Raw genomic sequence first — 15,700 nt, 5'->3', positions numbered from 1 at the left:
TGTTCTCTTAACACTTCTTAAAGTGAAATTAAAAGCAAGCAGGTCTATACTTGCTCTCAGGTAAATAATTAAGGATAAAAACAATGCCCAGGACGCCTAAATTTCATCGGGAAACAGCGCTCAATAATGCGCTGAAGCTATTCTGGCGCAAGGGATACCACGCAACCTCTATGAAGGACATAGAGGAAGAAATGGATATGAGGCCAGGAAGCATTTATGCTGCATTTGGCAATAAAGAAACCTTGTTTAAAGAGACCCTTGAAAAATACTCCTCTCTGGCAGAGGAAGAGTTTAAGCAAACCTTAGCGCAAAAATCTTCGGTGCTGCAGGGAATAAGTTTGTACCTTCGTAACATTGCGGTAAGGACAGCGACCTGTGCACCAACTCAGGCCTGTATGCTGGTAAAAACCTTGCTGGAATTTACACCTGAAGACAAAGCCTTCAGCGAGCCGGCGCAAAGTTATCTTGATAAATTTGAACAGCTGTTTACAGAAGCATTTCAGCAGGCACAGCAGCGTGGGGAAATCGGTGTTTCGCAGTCTCCAGAACGGCTCGGGTTATTGTTACAAACCAATATCATCGGTTTGCGCACTATGGCTCGGCGAGAAGTTCCCCGGCAGCAGCTGGAAAGTTTAGCCGATGATATAATTGCGAGAATTATTCCCGCAAGTTAAACAAGTCTCGGTAACTGCTTGGATTAAACTGCCAGGTTATCAGCACAATAAGAATGCCGACAATAATATGTAACTGCCAGCCTAAACTGTAATTACCGGAAACGTCTCTGAACCATCCGGTTAACAGCGGCATCAGGCTGGCAAACATAAAGCCAATACCCTGCATAAAAGAAACCAGACGCCCTGCCTGCACAGGGTTATCGATATGGTCCAACGCCATGACAATGCATAGCGGGAAGGCACCACCTAAGCCAAAGCCGCAAAGTGCCGACCACAGCCACGGAGCTTCGGTCGGAAACCAGCTTAACCCCGCAAAGCCTGTCATTTGAATAAGTACTGCGATTGTTAGCCATAACCGTCGGTCTTGTGTGCGTGATAAAGCCGGCAGTAGCAGGGCGCCGATAACCTGAACCAGAGAAAACAGCGCCAGTAAATTCCCTGCTTTTTGTGCCGGCCAACCGAATTCACCATAAAATGGCGCTATCCACGCAATAAATCCGGCATAACCGGCATTCACCAGGGCGAAATAAATACCTAGAAGCCAAGCCCTGGGATAACGGTGAGACCGCAGTAATAGGTGCCGGGGAGGAATGCTGGCAACCGGTGTGCGGTTAAATGGTAAGTACCAAATAATCAGCACTATCGCCGCTAAAAGAGACCAGCTGCCTAATGCCTGAAAGCGTTCTGGTAATAAGTTTGCCGCCCATGGAGTAGCGACAGCACCTAGTGCCGCGCCGCCCATGAGCGCTGCAGACCAAAGGCCAGTGACCATACCTAAACGATTCAAATACTGTTGTTTGGTCAGCTCCGGAATAACGATATGCAGTAACGCAATGCCAACGCCGCCGACTAAAGCACTGGTGATCATGCTGGTGCTGGTCGGCTCAAACAGGCGTGCGGTAAAGCCTGCGCAAAGAATCAGTAAGCCCAGTCCAATACCTTGTCTGTAGCCCAGAGCGGTTGTCACCCGTCCGGCAAATAAGGCCATTAAACCAATCATTAGAATGGGTAATGTGGTTAACAGCGATACCTGACTGAAAGACAGACCTGTAATGGTTTGTAGCTCATCGGTCAGTGGCCCTACGGATGTCAGCAAAGGGCGCAGATTAAGCCCCAGTAATACCAGTACGAGCAAGCCGAACAGCAGGGAGAATTTAGACGGTTTTGCGACAGGCGCCGATTGAGTCTGCAAAGTAATACCACGAGTCCTTAAAAGCCATACTTTACTCAATTTTCATCGCGGTGTGAAACCGTGTTATTATTTCGCGCCAAAAGTGATCGTCCGTTTCTTAAAAAGAGAACCCGTTATGACCGCGTCTCCGGTGTTAGGGAATTTGTTTATCATTGCGGCCCCTAGTGGCGCAGGGAAGTCGAGCCTGATTCGGGCTTTGTTGGAAAAGCATCCTGATCAGTCCATGCAGGTGTCTGTGTCATCCACCACGCGTGCTCCGCGCCCGGGAGAAGTTCAGGGTGTCCATTACCACTTCCTCAGTACTGAAGAATTTGAACAACGTATTGATGCCGGTGAGTTTTACGAGTGGGCGTGTGTGTTTGGTAATTACTATGGTACCTCCCGCAAAGTCGTAGAGTCTTTGTTAGCAAAAGGCAAAGACGTCTTCCTGGATATTGACTGGCAGGGCGCTCAGCAAGTTCGTGAGCATCACCCGGAAGTGCGTTCGGTTTTTATTGTTCCGCCCAGCCTGGAAATTCTGGAGGAACGTTTGCGTTTTCGCGGACAGGATTCCGACGAAGTTATTGCCGAGCGCATGGCAAAAGCTCAGGCAGAAATGTCGCATTATCATGAGTTTGACTACCTATTGGTAAATGATGATTTTGACAACAGCCTGGCATCGCTGGAGCATATCGTTTTAGCTCAGCGACAAAAAATGCCGCATCAGCAAATAAGATATTCAAGCGTATTGAAGGAATTGCTTGGATAATAGGCCTTAATTCCGTATAATTCTTAGCCTTTCGAAAAATACGACTCACGCTTTATTGGGAGTAAACAATGGCTCGCGTAACTGTAGAAGATGCTGTAGACCGTGTTGGTAACCGTTTTGATTTGATTTTGTTAGCCTCACGCCGCGCGCGTCAGTTGGCCAATGGTAAAGAGCCATTAGTTGAAACAAAAAACGAAAAACCAACTGTTATTGCTTTGCGTGAAATAGAGCAAGGCCTTATCGACAACGAACGCCTTGATATTGAAGATCAGGCGGCTCAAAAGCAGCAAGATGCTGAAGAACTGCGTGCGGTAGATGCGCTGCGCGGTATTGAATAAAAGTTTCTGTTCGCCAACGGCATCAATGCCGTTGGCAATTCCGTCAAATCCCCTTATTCTGAAAGTATATTCATAGTCCGGTATTACCCGGGGAGTTAACTGGTGTACTTATTTGAAGGCTTAAAGGCTCAGGTTAGTGAGTATCTTCCGTCCGAGCAGGTGGAACGTATTCGTGATGCCTTTGTTGTAGCAAACGAAGCCCACAGTTCGCAAAAACGCAGCAGCGGTGAGCCTTACATTACGCACCCGGTTGCGGTTGCAAGCCTGCTTGCCGACATGAGACTGGATTGCGAAACCTTAATGGCGGCTTTACTCCATGACGTTATTGAAGATACTGAAACCAGCCGGGAAGATCTGGCCGAGCGTTTTGGGGCAACCGTTGCCAGTTTAGTGGAGGGCGTGTCTAAACTGGATAAGTTGCAGTTTAACTCTAAAGAAGAAGCCCAGGCCGAAAACTATCGCAAGATGATTATGGCGATGGTGCAGGATATTCGGGTTATTCTGATTAAACTGGCTGATCGTACTCATAATATGCGCACCATTCAGCATCTGCGCCCCGATAAACGCCGCCGTATTGCCCGTGAAACTTTAGAAATTTATGCTCCGTTGGCACACCGGCTGGGTATGCACGATATTAAAAATGAACTGGAGCAACTGGGCTTCTGGGCGCTGTACCCCTGGCGTGGAAAGTTGCTTGAGTCAGAAGTAAGACGTGCCCGCGGTAACCGTCGCGAGTTTACAGAGCGTGTGCAAAGCGAAATCAGTTCGCGCCTGGACGGTAACAATATTCAGGCGCGGGTATCCGGCCGTGAAAAGCATTTGCACAGTATTTACCGCAAAATGCAGGCTAAAGAAGTGAAGTTTGAACAGGTCATGGACATCTACGCTTTCCGCGTCATTGTGGACAGTGTCGATACCTGTTATCGGGTTCTTGGTGCGTTGCACAATTTGTATAAACCCATTGAAACGCGGTTTAAAGACTACATTGCTATTCCGAAGTCGAACGGTTACCAGTCGTTGCATACCTCTTTAAAAGGTCCGCACGGGGTGCCGGTAGAAATTCAGATTCGTACCGAAGAGATGGATTTGATGGCCGACCGCGGTGTCGCCGCGCATTGGATGTACAAACAATCGGACGACTCCAGTACCACGGCTCAGGTGCGTGCACGTAAGTGGATGCAAAGCTTGTTAGAGTTGCAACAAAGTGCCGGTAACTCCTTTGAATTTATTGAAAGCGTAAAGTCCGATTTATTCCCCGATGAAATATACGTTTTCAGTCCGGATGGCCGGATTACCGAATTGCCTCAAGGCGCTACGGCAGTAGATTTTGCTTACGCGGTTCATACCGACGTTGGTAACACCTGTATTGGTGCAAGAGTTAACCATCGTACCTATTCATTGAGTAAACCGCTGGAAACCGGGCAAACGGTTGAAATAAAAACAGCACCTAACTCGCGGCCGAACATTGCCTGGCTAAACTTTGTGGTAACGGGTAAAGCCCGGGCGAAAATTCGCCAGTACCTGAAAAGTCAGGAAGCTGATGAAGCGCAACAATTGGGTGAGCGCTTACTTCGGTCAGCGCTCGGGCAAGTCAGTTATGACGAAATTCCAGAGTCGGAATTTAACCGGGTGCTGCGCGAAACGAAAATTGATAGTCGCGGAAGTTTGCTGAAACAAATTGGCCTGGGCAATATGATGTCGGTGGCCATTGCGAAGCGTCTATTAGGCGACTTACAGCCGATAAAAGATGACAACGCCTCACAGAAAAGCCTTTCAATTAAAGGCGCCGAAGGTCTACTCGTCAGTTTTGCCAAATGCTGCCGGCCTATCCCGGGTGACGACATCATTGCCCACGTGAGTCCGGGTAAAGGTTTGGTCATTCATCGTCGTGAGTGTAAAAACGTTCGCGGCCACGAAGATGACCCGGGGCGCTACTTCCCGGTCGAGTGGGATAACAAACCTGAAGCTGAGTTTATTTCTGAAATTCGTATCGAAATTGTCAATAACCAGGGTGTTCTGGCTAAATTAACATCGGCTATAGCCACTACTGGCTGTAATATTGATGGTCTGCAGACCGAAGAAATTGACGCCAACATCTATTTCATTGATGTGGCTTTAACCATAAAAAACCGTAAGCATTTAGCGGATGTGATCCGTCATATTCGTAAAATGCCGGATGTTCAGCGCGTGACGCGCTTAAGGAAGTAATATGTCTAAAGTGATTATTTCAACGGATAAAGCGCCCGCTGCTATTGGCACTTATTCACAAGCGGTAAAAATTGGTACTACCGTTTATCTTTCCGGACAGATTCCTCTGGTTCCTGAAAGTATGGAGCTTGTTAGTGAAGACTTTACTGCTCAGGCCGAGCAGGTGTTTAAAAACCTGACGGCTGTTTGTGAGGCATCCGGCGGCGAACTGCAAGACATGATAAAGGTACAGATTTACCTGACCGATCTGGGGCAGTTCGCTATTGTGAATGAAGTGATGGCTAAGCACTTCAGACAGCCGTATCCGGCTCGCGCGGCTATCGGCGTAAAACAATTACCGAAAGGCGCGCAAATTGAAATTGACGGTATTATGGAGCTGCCGAGTACCAACTAATTAGGCGGTTTCCGGTGTCGGCTCTCTGTCTTCCAGAGGGCGGCGCCAGATGATAATGGCAATAGCCACGGCTGCCAGAATAAAGCAATACCCCGTATGCAAACTGACCGATAGCGGCGAGATTTTAAAACTGGCTCCCATCAACAATGCCTGCGCCCCGTAAGGCAAGGCTCCCTGAACGACGCAGGCAAAAATATCCAATAAGCTGGCGCTCTGGCGTGGTGCTAAATTGCCCACTTTGGCCAGGCGCTTACTGACTTCGCCAGCCAATAAAATGCTGACGGTGTTGTTGGCAACGCAGAAATTGGTTAGAGCGGTCAGTGCAGCAACGCCAATAGCTGATGCCCGCTGCTTGTGTTTGCTGACTTTATTCGCTGCGCTTTCGACAAAGCGGGCTAAGAAGGCCAGCCCCCCTTGCTGGCGAATTAACGCCGACAAGCCACCAATGAGCAGCGACAGCAGGAAGATTTCCTGCATACTGCCAAAACCTTCGTAGATATCCTGACTAAAAGCTACCCATTCGTAGTCGACAGTGAACATACCAAAAGCGGCGGCTAAGACTATTCCAAGTCCGAGTACGGCGAAAACATTAAGCCCCATAACGGCTAAAACAATAATGATGAAATAAGGCAGTGACAGCCACAGATTGGCCTCCGGAATTTCTAAAGGCACCTGGCTGGTATCGTATGTCACTAACCAAATGACGGTAAAGATAGCGGCGGGTATCGCAATTTTTAAGTTCGCACGAAATTTGTCCCGCATGGTACAGCCTTGTGTACGAGTTGCGGCAATGGTGGTGTCTGAAATGATGGACAAGTTATCACCAAACATGGCACCACTAACAAGTACCCCCGCCAGCAGCGGTAAGCTAATATCGGTTGCTTCACCAATGCCCAGAACCACTGGAGCAAGCGCTGCCAGTGTTCCCATAGAGGTGCCCATGGCGGTAGAGATAACCCCGGCAATAATAAACAAGCCGGGCAGCAGGAAAGAAGCCGGAATAACATTTAGTCCCAGTGCCACCATAGCATCGACGCCGCCGGTTGCTTCTGCCACCGTCGAAAACGCACCCGCCAGCAAGTAAATAAGGCACATGGTTATGATGTTATTGTCGCCAACACCACCAACGAAGGTGTCAATGCGCTCTTCAAATGCCTGCTTACTCAGCAAAATGCCAAGGACTATTGCCGGCAGAATTGCAACCGGGCTGGGTAATTGGTAAAACGCGTACTCAACCCCTTCGCTTTGAAAATACAATCCGGTTCCTAAGAACAGGATCAAGAATAAAGCCAGAGGTAACAGCGCTTTAGCGCTAGCCGGTTGTGGCGAAGCATTAGTCATGTGTCAGCCTTCTTATTTTTATTTGGACGTCCAGAAGTTTATACAGCTAATTATCCTGATGCAACCTTATTCCAATTACGTGTAAACTGTCGGCAAAGTTGCTTTAGATCAGGATAGAGATAATGAGCCCCGATGAACTGCATTTGCAAATACGAAATTTGCGGCTGAAAGATTACGAACAGTTAAAAGAATTAATGGATGCTGTCTACACAGACATAGGCGGCTCCTGGAGCCAATTCACCATAGAAAAGTTGATAAAAGATTTTTCCGAAGGTCAGTTTTGTCTGGAGGATAATGGTCGCATTGTCGGTGTAGCCTTAACGGTTAAGGTGGCCTACACCAAGTTTTCTAATCCTCACGCCTATGACGACTTAATTGGTCACAGAGAGGCGATTCTTAATAATAAAAAAGGTGACGCGCTCTATGGGCTGGATGTATTAATTCACCCGGAGTATCGCGGTTACCGTCTGGGACGCCGCTTGTACGATGCACGTAAAGAATTGTGTCGGCAGGCGAACCTGCGCGCTATTCTGGCTGGTGGTCGTATTGTCAATTACCACAAATATGCAAATGAACTGACGCCAAGTCAGTATCTGGATAAAGTGCAGCGGCGTGAGATTTATGACCCCATTCTGACCTTTCAACTGGCGAATGACTTTAGTGTAAAACGCCTATTGGGCAAGTATCTCCCGGAAGATAAGAAATCTTGCGGCTTTGCGACTTTACTGGAGTGGAATAACTTTTTGTACGAGCCTTCAGACAACATTCTGACAACCCGTATTCAAAATGTTCGTGTGGGCGCTGTGCAGTGGCAAATGCGCTCGGTGACGTCGGTAGAAGAACTGCTGAAGCAAGTGGAATACTTTGTTGATGCTCTGTCGGGTTACCAAAGTGATTTTGCCGTGTTTCCTGAGTTTTTCAATGCGCCGTTAATGGGACTCACTGACCAGAGCCAGCAAATGGATGCGATTCGCTTTCTGGCTGGGTACACCGATTTGTTTAAGCGTGAAATGTCGCAAATGGCAGTTAGCTATAACGTCAATATTATTACTGGATCGATGCCGGTGCAGGACGGAGATAGTATTTATAACGTCTCGTATTTGTGTCGTCGCGATGGTTCTGTAGAAGAGCAGTACAAACTCCATATTACTCCGCACGAAAAGCGTGATTGGGTTATTGAAGGCGGCAACGAAGTCAAAGTGTTCGATACTGATGCCGGACGCATTGGTATTTTAATTTGCTATGACGTGGAGTTCCCTGAATTGGGGCGCATAATGGCAGACGAAGGATTAGAAATTCTGTTTGTACCGTTCTGGACAGATACGCGTAATGCCTATCTGCGTGTACGACATTGCGCTCAGGCTCGTGCGGTAGAAAACGAGTGTTATGTCGTGATTTGCGGCAGTGTCGGTAACTTGCCTGAAGTGGAAAGTCTGGATGTGCAATATGCGCAATCGGCAGTATTTTCTCCGTCGGACTTTGCTTTCCCGCACGACGCAATCATGTCGGAAACCACGCCAAACACGGAAATGCTAATGTTCTCAGACTTAAATCTGGATGAGCTGCGTTATTTGCACCATGAAGGCTCGGTGACGAATAAAAAAGATCGTCGTACGGATATCTACGAAGTGTCACGTAAACGGATGAGCTAGGGCATTTAGAACAAGGCTAAACGGCACCATTGGCTGGCATCGATATAAAGCTGGCCAATGTCCGTGCCGTTCAGTTTTTGTTTTAGCGGGTGTTTATCCAGAGCGTCCCACTCGCCGCGCTCATAAAGCTCTGTCATTTGCAGCAGATACCCCCACACACCCTCGCGGGCTTTCAACGCTTTGGTAATGTCTTTAGAAAGCGGAAGCTGTTTAAGCACATCGTTCATCGACAGTCCCAGTATAATATCCAATAAAGACAGCATACCCGTTAAAAAGGCACTGGAATGATGTTTCTCACTCAGAACTTCAACGGTGACTAACTCCATGAATCGGGCGCGGGTAACCGATTTTATAGTGAGTTCTTCGGGTTGCCCTGCAGCTACGTTGGCTAACACCACAAGCGTAACAAAACGACGAATTTCGGTAGTACCCAAATAGACCAGGGCATGCTGAATATTCTCAATCTTTTTGCGCCCGCCGTGGAGAGCGCTGTTCACCAGTTTAAGTAAGCTATAAGTGAGTGATAGGTCATGCTCAATCGCTTGTCGTATGGCATCTAAGTCGAGCTCTTTCTTATGCGCTTCAGATAACAATGACAGCATACTAATGTGGTTAGGCGAAAGAGATTTTTGCCGGACTATTTGGGGTTTCTCGAAGAAAAAACCCTGAAAATAATCAAAGCCTAACTCCAGGCAACGTTCGAACTCGTCACGGGTTTCAACCCGCTCCGCGAGCAGTGGAACGCCCTTTTGCTTAAAGAAGCGAATTTTTTCGTCAAGCTCTAAACCTTGCTCCTGGATATCAACTTTCACCATGTTGATCATGGGAATGAGAGGCTCCCATTGCCCGGCAAAATCATGATCATCCAATGCAATTCGGTAACCTTTTGCGCGAGTGGCATTGCATGCTTCCAGTAAAGGCGCATCAACGCCTACGGTTTCCAGCAGCTCTACCCAAACGGTGCGGGCGTTGAGAAAGGAAGGGAAGTCATTTAGCAAGGTACGAGCATGAAAATTGATAAACGCCTGCTTTCCCATACAAAGCGTTTGAATATTGCCCAGTAAATGCTGCTGCAAAAGCAGTTTAGAAGTGGCTTCGTTAGGATCAATATTCGGGAAGCTGTTTTCAGTGCTGTTGCGGAATAGCAGTTCGTAACCAAAAACCTTTTGGTCTCTGGTTAAAATAGGTTGTCGTGCAATGTAGGAGTACGACATTGTTACTCTTGTCTTCCTTGATGGCGCATAGGGTTAGTTCTGGCCGATTCTCTCGGGTATACTGCTTATATCTAGTCCTATTTTCATAAAAAAGCAATGAGTCCTGAACGATATCAACGAATTAACCAAATGTTAGACAAACGTCAGCCAGATCTGACCGTTGTCATGGAAAACGTGCATAAAAACCATAATTTATCTGCGGTTGTTCGCTCAGCAGACGCGATAGGCGTACATGAAATGCACGCGATATGGCTGACCAAAAAGGCGCGTTTGTCGGGTGGTACCGCACTGGGCAGCCAAAACTGGGTGAAAATCCACAATCATAAATCCGTTGGTGAAGCGCTTGAGGCAATTCATGGACAAGGCATGCAAGTTGTAGTGACTCACCTTTCGGAACATTCGGTGGATTTTCGTGAAGTGGACTACACCAAACCAACCGCTATTCTGCTGGGGCAGGAAAAATACGGGGTCACCGACGAAGCTTTGGATATTGCTGATCATCACGTAATGATTCCTATGGTAGGCATGGTACAGTCACTGAATGTCTCTGTGGCTGGCGCGGTGATGTTGTATGAAGCGCAGCGTCAGCGTGAACTGGCCGGGTTGTACGATAAAGCGCATGTGAGTGCCGAAGAACGACACCGGATACTGTTTGAAGGTGGTCATCCGATTTATGCTAAGGCGTGTAAACGTAAGAATATGCCTTACCCGGAGCTGGATGAAAACGGACAAATTGTCGCTGATGAAGCCTGGTGGCTGGCGATGCGCGCAAGATAAGGAGCAAAGGTGGCGGTAAAAGGGCTGCAGCACATTCCACTAACGGTACTGAAAGGCGTGGGCGAAAAGGTTGCGATTAAGCTGCGCAAGCTGGGCTTAGCCTCTATCAGTGATGCACTGTTGCATCTGCCGCTTCGGTACGAGGACCGTACCCAGGTCAGTGACGTTGCAAATTTGCGTGCGGGTGTGGCGACCAATGTTCTGGTGACTGTACGGCACGCTGACATCAAGTACGGTCGTAAGCGCATGCTGATTTGTCAGGCCAGTGACGAAACGGGCAGTATCAGTCTGCGCTTTTTTCAATTCAGCGCCGCTCAGTTAAAACAATTTTCTCAGGGCACCCATTTATTAGCTTTTGGTGAAGTGCGCCGTGGCATGACGGGCTGGGAGATGATCCACCCGGAATACCGAGTGGTCAAAGCGGGGGAGCCATTGACTATGCAGGAGACCCTGACACCGGTCTACCCAATGACAGAAGGTGTGACTCAAGGGTTATTGCGTAAAATCATCGAGCAGGCACTAACTTACCTTCAGCCCGGCTCTGTACCCGAGCTTTTGCCGGAAAACTTAAGGCCTCATCAACTTTCTCTGGAGCAGGCCATTCTGACTCTGCACCGGCCACCGATAGATGTTCCTCTGGCCCTACTGGAGCAAGGGGAGCATCCGGCGCAGCAGCGGCTGGCATCGGAAGAACTGATTGCGCATCAGTTAAGTTTATTGCAATTGAGACAGTCCCGGCAGGCTCAGGCAGGCTTTACTATAAAAGGCAATGGTGCGTTACAAGAGGCATTTTTAAAACAGTTGCCGTTTTCACCCACTGGCGCGCAGGCAAGAGTGGTGAAAGAAATTACCAGCGATATGTCACTAGGCCAACCAATGATGCGACTAGTGCAGGGAGACGTTGGCTCGGGTAAAACACTGGTCGCTGCGCTCAGTGCCCTGGCCGCGATTGAAGCCGGATACCAGGTGGCTTTAATGGCGCCGACCGAGCTTCTGTCTGAGCAGCACGCCATTACTTTTAGCCAGTGGCTGATGCCGCTGGGCATTAATATCGGTTGGTTGAGCGGCAAGTCGAAAGGTAAGGCCCGTCGGGAGCTACTGACTCAGTTAAAGCAAGGGGATATCCACTTACTGGTTGGCACCCATGCGTTGTTTCAGGCGGATGTTGAATATCAGCGTCTGGCATTGGTTATTATTGACGAACAGCACCGTTTTGGTGTGCACCAACGGCTACAATTACGCGAAAAAGGCGTTCAGGCGGGTGTGCACCCTCATCAGTTGATTATGACCGCAACACCCATCCCGAGAACTTTGGCTATGACGGCCTATGCCGATCTTGCCACCTCGGTAATTGATGAACTACCACCCGGTCGCACACCCGTTACCACGGTCGCCATTCCGGATACCCGAAGGGAGCAAATTGTCGAGCGTGTGCGAGAGGTCTGTGCAACTGAAGGCCGTCAGGCGTATTGGGTCTGTACACTTATTGAAGAGTCCGATGTACTTGAATGTCAGGCGGCAGAAGACACCGCCAATGACTTGCAGGAGCAGCTACCGGGCTTAAGTATTGGATTGGTGCATGGCCGGCTCAAGCACGAACAGAAAGAACAGGTCATGCAGGCGTTTAAAGCGGGTGATATTGACCTATTAGTCGCAACGACGGTCATAGAGGTTGGAGTGGATGTTCCCAACGCGTCACTTATGATCATTGAAAATCCGGAGCGGCTGGGCTTAGCTCAGTTACACCAGTTGCGAGGCCGGGTTGGCCGGGGCTCGGTAGCCAGCCATTGCGTGCTGTTGTATCACAGTCCGTTATCGCAAACAGCGCAACAGCGTCTGGGTGTTTTACGCGAAAGTAACGACGGTTTCGTGATTGCGCAGCGCGATCTGGAAATTCGTGGGCCGGGTGAATTGCTGGGTCATCGGCAGACCGGGTTAGCGGAATTAAAAGTGGCCGACTTAGAGCGCGATGAAGCGTTAATACCAGAAGCCCAAAATATTGCTCAGCACGTATTAGAGTATTATCCGCAAAGCGCAGAAGCGCTAATTGAACGTTGGTTACCGCGTCGTGATCACTATGCTCAGGTGTGATCATCAAGTACACTAGTACAAAATCAGTTCGGGATAGTTAAATGAACGATAAAAACGAAGAATCCATTGATTTTGGGTACCAAAAAGTCGCCCGTAATCAGAAAAAAAACTTGGTTGCTGATGTCTTTCAATCGGTAGCGGCAAAATACGATGTTATGAACGACTTAATGTCGTTGGGTATTCATCGTTTATGGAAGCGTTATACCATTGATTGCAGTGGTGCTCGCCGTGGTATGAAAGTATTGGATATTGCCGGCGGAACCGGCGATTTAACGGCACAGTTCTCACGCCGTGTCGGTGCTGAGGGCGAGGTTGTGCTGGCCGATATTAACGACGCCATGCTGAAAGTGGGTCGTGACAAGCTGCGTGACATTGGTGTTATCGGTAATGTTCGTTATGTGCAGGCTGATGCCGAAGAGTTGCCTTTTGATGACAATACGTTCGACGTTATTACCATTGCTTTTGGTTTGCGCAATGTGACCGACAAAGACAAAGCTTTACGCTCTATGCTGCGGGTACTGAAACCTGGCGGTCGGCTACTGATACTTGAGTTTTCTAAGCCGGTATCGGCTACCTTGAATCAGGTGTATGACTTTTATTCGTTCAATATTTTGCCAAAAATGGGCCAGGTTGTTGCTAACGACTCTGACAGCTACCAGTATTTGGCGGAGTCTATTCGTATGCACCCGGACCAGGAAACACTGAAGTCAATGATGGAAGCTGCTGGCTACGAAAAAGTCGACTACCAGAACATGACTGGTGGCGTGGTCGCACTACACCGAGGGTATAAGTTCTGATGACGTTATTACCGCTTATTCCAATTTTGTTGGTCGAGAAGTTAGCAAACAATGTGCTGCACCGGGACCCGGAATCGGCGGAACGTTTGCAGCGGTTAGACGGCAAGCGCCTGCGCTTTCATCTGAAGGAGCTGCCCTTTGAAGTCACTGTGAGTGTCGATGCCCACGGTGTTCAGCTCAGTACCTCCGATGACAGCGACGTAGACTGCCGTATTGCAACAGAAATGGGTGTCATACCGGAGCTGCAGGATACCGCGAACCTCACGCGCCTGATAAAAGCAGACTTACTGGATATTGATGGTGACCCCATGCTGGCGCAACAAGTGGTCAGTTTGTTTAAGTCGTTAAATGTTGACTGGGAAGCCGAGCTCGCGAAATCCGTTGGTGATGCGCCTGCCTACTGGCTGGGTAAGCTGTGGCGACGCAGCCGCGAGCAGGTGAAAACACACTGGCAACAGCAGCAGCGCTGGGTGCATGGTGTGTTGACCGAAGAGAAGAAATTATTACCGGTAAGAGCTGAATTTGACCAGTTTAAAACCGATTTACAACAGCTGCGGGCTCAAATCGAGCGCCTTGAACGCCAGTGTCGTGATAAGAAGGGTTAATGATGCGGACGCGTCGCTTTTACAAAATTACCAAAACACTACTGAGTTACGGGCTAGATGATCTCATCCCTGCGCGTTGGTTGCCCTGGACGATTCGTTTAGGCCGCCATGCTTTTTTCTGGTTACCCAATAAGCATAAAGACAAACCTGCCGGTGTGCGTTTAAGACTGGCACTGGAAGAGCTTGGCCCGGTCTGGGTCAAGTTCGGCCAAATGCTCTCAACCCGCCGCGACTTATTACCGCCCGATATTGCAATTGAGCTGGCACGCCTGCAGGACAAAGTGCCTCCTTTCGACGGTCATGCCGCACAGCGTATTATCGAAAAGTCCCTAGGTTTGCAGAGCATTAACGACTGTTTCACAGATTTTGACACAACGCCTTTAGCCTCGGCGTCAATTGCTCAGGTGCACACTGGGAAACTGAAAACCATAGACGGTGAGCTAACGGATATTGTCATAAAAGTTATTCGTCCGGATATTCGTGAAACGATTAACGCCGACCTGGAGTTGATGGAAACCCTGGCGTCGGTAGCTGCGCACCATTTGCCGGACGGGCGGCGCTTAAAGCCGAAAGAAGTAGTGAAAGAGTACCGCAAAACCTTGCTGGATGAGCTGGACTTAATGCGCGAAGCCGGGAACGCGATACAGCTCAAACGCAACTTTGAAAACTCAGACTTGCTTTATATTCCGGTGGTTTACAGTGACTACAGTCGCCACAACGTGATGGTCATGGAGCGTATTGACGGCATTCCGGTGAGCGATATTGCTACACTGAAAGCCCGCGGCGTAGATATGAAAAAACTGGCAGAGCGGGGTGTTGAAGTCTTTTTCACTCAAGTGTTCCGCGACAGCTTTTTTCATGCCGACATGCACCCTGGCAACATTTTTGTGGCGAAAGATGATCCATTGAACCCGCGCTACATCGGTATTGATTTTGGTATTGTCGGAACTTTAAACCGCGACGACAAACGTTATTTAGCTGAAAACTTTTTGGCATTTTTTAACCGCGATTACCGAAAAGTGGCAGAACTACACGTTGATTCAGGCTGGGTACCCAAACACACCAATATTGAAGAGTTTGAGTCGGCCATAAGAACGGTTTGTGAACCTATTTTTGAGAAACCGTTAGCGGATATCTCGTTCGGACATGTGTTGGTTAACTTATTCAATACAGCTCGACGCTTCGAGATGGAAGTACAGCCGCAGTTGGTTTTGCTACAGAAAACCCTTTTGTACATTGAAGGTTTGGGGCGTCAGTTGTACCCGGAACTGGACTTATGGAAAACTGCCAAACCTTTCCTTGAGCGCTGGATGAAGGAGCAGTTAGGTTGGCGTGCAATTGTGCGGTCGGTAAAAGAGAACGCGCCGTACTGGGCGGAAAAATTGCCGGAAATGCCAATGATGCTGTATGAAAACCTTCGCCAACAACATAATATTGATGAGCGCGAGCGAGAGTTACGTAAGCAGCAATTGCTAACTCAAAGACAAGCATCGACGTCGCTTTTCTGGACAGTGTTAACGGGCAGCGGCTTAATTTGTACGACATTGCTCTGGAATCAGACTGAGCTTTCAGACGTGACTATTGGAGCGGGTATTGTCACGGTTCTTTTGGGCCTTATGGCCTGGCGGACTCGTCCGAAAACAAAGAATAGTGAATTTGTTTAACTTAA

Annotated in this window: 14 protein-coding genes; 11 read left to right on the top strand and 3 right to left on the bottom strand. The window is 48.6% G+C overall.

Features of this window, described 5'->3' with window-relative positions:
* The first annotated feature begins 83 nt into the window (after positions 1–83).
* Entirely contained in the window at positions 84–674 is a 591-nt protein-coding gene (locus tag U0358_RS12275; protein WP_322406445.1) for a TetR/AcrR family transcriptional regulator, read from the top strand.
* On the opposite strand, the gene U0358_RS12270 is transcribed toward U0358_RS12275, so the two are convergent.
* The gene (locus U0358_RS12270) at positions 658–1,905 is read right to left on the bottom strand and encodes a CynX/NimT family MFS transporter (RefSeq protein WP_322406444.1); all 1,248 of its coding nucleotides are present in this window, start codon (positions 1,903–1,905) and stop codon (positions 658–660) included. The two genes, U0358_RS12275 and U0358_RS12270, sit on opposite strands and share 17 nt — an antisense overlap.
* A 76-nt stretch (positions 1,906–1,981) precedes the next feature.
* Between U0358_RS12270 and gmk the strand changes: the two genes are divergently transcribed.
* The 4 genes from gmk (at position 1,982) to U0358_RS12250 (ending at position 5,554) form a co-directional block, all read left to right on the top strand.
* Complete coding sequence (gmk, locus tag U0358_RS12265) at positions 1,982–2,614, top strand: guanylate kinase (protein ID WP_317497631.1); 633 nt, start codon at positions 1,982–1,984, stop codon at positions 2,612–2,614.
* 68 nt (positions 2,615–2,682) lie between these two features.
* Positions 2,683–2,952, top strand: coding sequence for a DNA-directed RNA polymerase subunit omega (rpoZ, locus tag U0358_RS12260; protein ID WP_011235607.1), 270 nt, complete (start codon positions 2,683–2,685; stop codon positions 2,950–2,952).
* Between the two features lie 102 nt (positions 2,953–3,054).
* Entirely contained in the window at positions 3,055–5,160 is a 2,106-nt protein-coding gene (gene spoT / locus U0358_RS12255; protein WP_317497630.1) for a bifunctional GTP diphosphokinase/guanosine-3',5'-bis pyrophosphate 3'-pyrophosphohydrolase, read from the top strand.
* 1 nt (position 5,161) lies between these two features.
* On the top strand, positions 5,162–5,554 hold the full coding sequence (locus U0358_RS12250; RefSeq protein WP_317497629.1) for a deaminase RidA: 393 nt from the start codon (positions 5,162–5,164) through the stop codon (positions 5,552–5,554).
* Here the strand turns inward: U0358_RS12250 and U0358_RS12245 are convergent, their stop codons facing one another.
* Complete coding sequence (locus U0358_RS12245; RefSeq protein ID WP_322406443.1) at positions 5,555–6,895, bottom strand: Na+/H+ antiporter NhaC family protein; 1,341 nt, start codon at positions 6,893–6,895, stop codon at positions 5,555–5,557.
* 122 nt (positions 6,896–7,017) lie between these two features.
* On the opposite strand from U0358_RS12245, the gene U0358_RS12240 reads away from it, so the two are divergent.
* Positions 7,018–8,547, top strand: coding sequence for a GNAT family N-acetyltransferase (locus U0358_RS12240; RefSeq protein ID WP_322406442.1), 1,530 nt, complete (start codon positions 7,018–7,020; stop codon positions 8,545–8,547).
* A 5-nt stretch (positions 8,548–8,552) separates the two neighbouring features.
* Here the strand turns inward: U0358_RS12240 and U0358_RS12235 are convergent, their stop codons facing one another.
* Complete coding sequence (locus U0358_RS12235) at positions 8,553–9,761, bottom strand: EAL and HDOD domain-containing protein (protein ID WP_317497626.1); 1,209 nt, start codon at positions 9,759–9,761, stop codon at positions 8,553–8,555.
* A gap of 96 nt (positions 9,762–9,857) precedes the next feature.
* Between U0358_RS12235 and trmH the strand changes: the two genes are divergently transcribed.
* The 5 genes from trmH to ubiB are packed head-to-tail and all read left to right on the top strand — an operon-like array spanning position 9,858 to position 15,695.
* Positions 9,858–10,538 (top strand): tRNA (guanosine(18)-2'-O)-methyltransferase TrmH, encoded by a 681-nt coding sequence (gene trmH, locus U0358_RS12230; RefSeq protein ID WP_322406441.1) that lies wholly within the window; start codon positions 9,858–9,860, stop codon positions 10,536–10,538.
* Positions 10,539–10,547: 9 nt separating this feature from the next.
* A complete protein-coding gene (gene recG / locus U0358_RS12225; RefSeq protein WP_322406440.1) occupies positions 10,548–12,629 on the top strand; it encodes an ATP-dependent DNA helicase RecG in 2,082 nt (693 codons plus the stop codon).
* A gap of 41 nt (positions 12,630–12,670) precedes the next feature.
* On the top strand, positions 12,671–13,426 hold the full coding sequence (ubiE, locus tag U0358_RS12220; protein ID WP_317497623.1) for a bifunctional demethylmenaquinone methyltransferase/2-methoxy-6-polyprenyl-1,4-benzoquinol methylase UbiE: 756 nt from the start codon (positions 12,671–12,673) through the stop codon (positions 13,424–13,426).
* Positions 13,426–14,031 (top strand): ubiquinone biosynthesis accessory factor UbiJ, encoded by a 606-nt coding sequence (locus tag U0358_RS12215; protein ID WP_317497622.1) that lies wholly within the window; start codon positions 13,426–13,428, stop codon positions 14,029–14,031. The genes ubiE and U0358_RS12215 overlap by 1 nt, the downstream gene beginning before the upstream one ends.
* A 2-nt stretch (positions 14,032–14,033) precedes the next feature.
* Positions 14,034–15,695 carry a ubiquinone biosynthesis regulatory protein kinase UbiB gene (gene ubiB / locus U0358_RS12210; RefSeq protein ID WP_322407482.1) on the top strand — a complete coding sequence of 554 codons (1,662 nt, stop codon included), beginning with the start codon at positions 14,034–14,036 and terminating at the stop codon, positions 15,693–15,695.
* Positions 15,696–15,700 lie beyond the last annotated feature (5 nt).

The sequence above is a fragment of the Idiomarina sp. PL1-037 genome (assembly GCF_034422975.1).
GTDB lineage: Bacteria > Pseudomonadota > Gammaproteobacteria > Enterobacterales > Alteromonadaceae > Idiomarina.
The sequence above is the reverse complement of the archived record's forward strand: the minus strand, read 5'-3'. Positions and strand labels throughout refer to the sequence as shown.

Excerpts from the sequence above, each read along its gene's own strand:
- ubiE (WP_317497623.1), top strand. The coding sequence starts at position 12,671 with ATGAACGATAAAAACGAAGAATCCATTGATTTTGGGTACCAAAAAGTC.
- ubiB (WP_322407482.1), top strand. The coding sequence starts at position 14,034 with ATGCGGACGCGTCGCTTTTACAAAATTACCAAAACACTACTGAGTTAC.
- U0358_RS12245 (WP_322406443.1), bottom strand. The coding sequence starts at position 6,895 with ATGACTAATGCTTCGCCACAACCGGCTAGCGCTAAAGCGCTGTTACCT.
- gmk (WP_317497631.1), top strand. The coding sequence starts at position 1,982 with ATGACCGCGTCTCCGGTGTTAGGGAATTTGTTTATCATTGCGGCCCCT.
- trmH (WP_322406441.1), top strand. The coding sequence starts at position 9,858 with ATGAGTCCTGAACGATATCAACGAATTAACCAAATGTTAGACAAACGT.
- U0358_RS12275 (WP_322406445.1), top strand. The coding sequence starts at position 84 with ATGCCCAGGACGCCTAAATTTCATCGGGAAACAGCGCTCAATAATGCG.
- rpoZ (WP_011235607.1), top strand. The coding sequence starts at position 2,683 with ATGGCTCGCGTAACTGTAGAAGATGCTGTAGACCGTGTTGGTAACCGT.
- U0358_RS12215 (WP_317497622.1), top strand. The coding sequence starts at position 13,426 with ATGACGTTATTACCGCTTATTCCAATTTTGTTGGTCGAGAAGTTAGCA.
- U0358_RS12240 (WP_322406442.1), top strand. The coding sequence starts at position 7,018 with ATGAGCCCCGATGAACTGCATTTGCAAATACGAAATTTGCGGCTGAAA.
- U0358_RS12250 (WP_317497629.1), top strand. The coding sequence starts at position 5,162 with ATGTCTAAAGTGATTATTTCAACGGATAAAGCGCCCGCTGCTATTGGC.
- U0358_RS12235 (WP_317497626.1), bottom strand. The coding sequence starts at position 9,761 with ATGTCGTACTCCTACATTGCACGACAACCTATTTTAACCAGAGACCAA.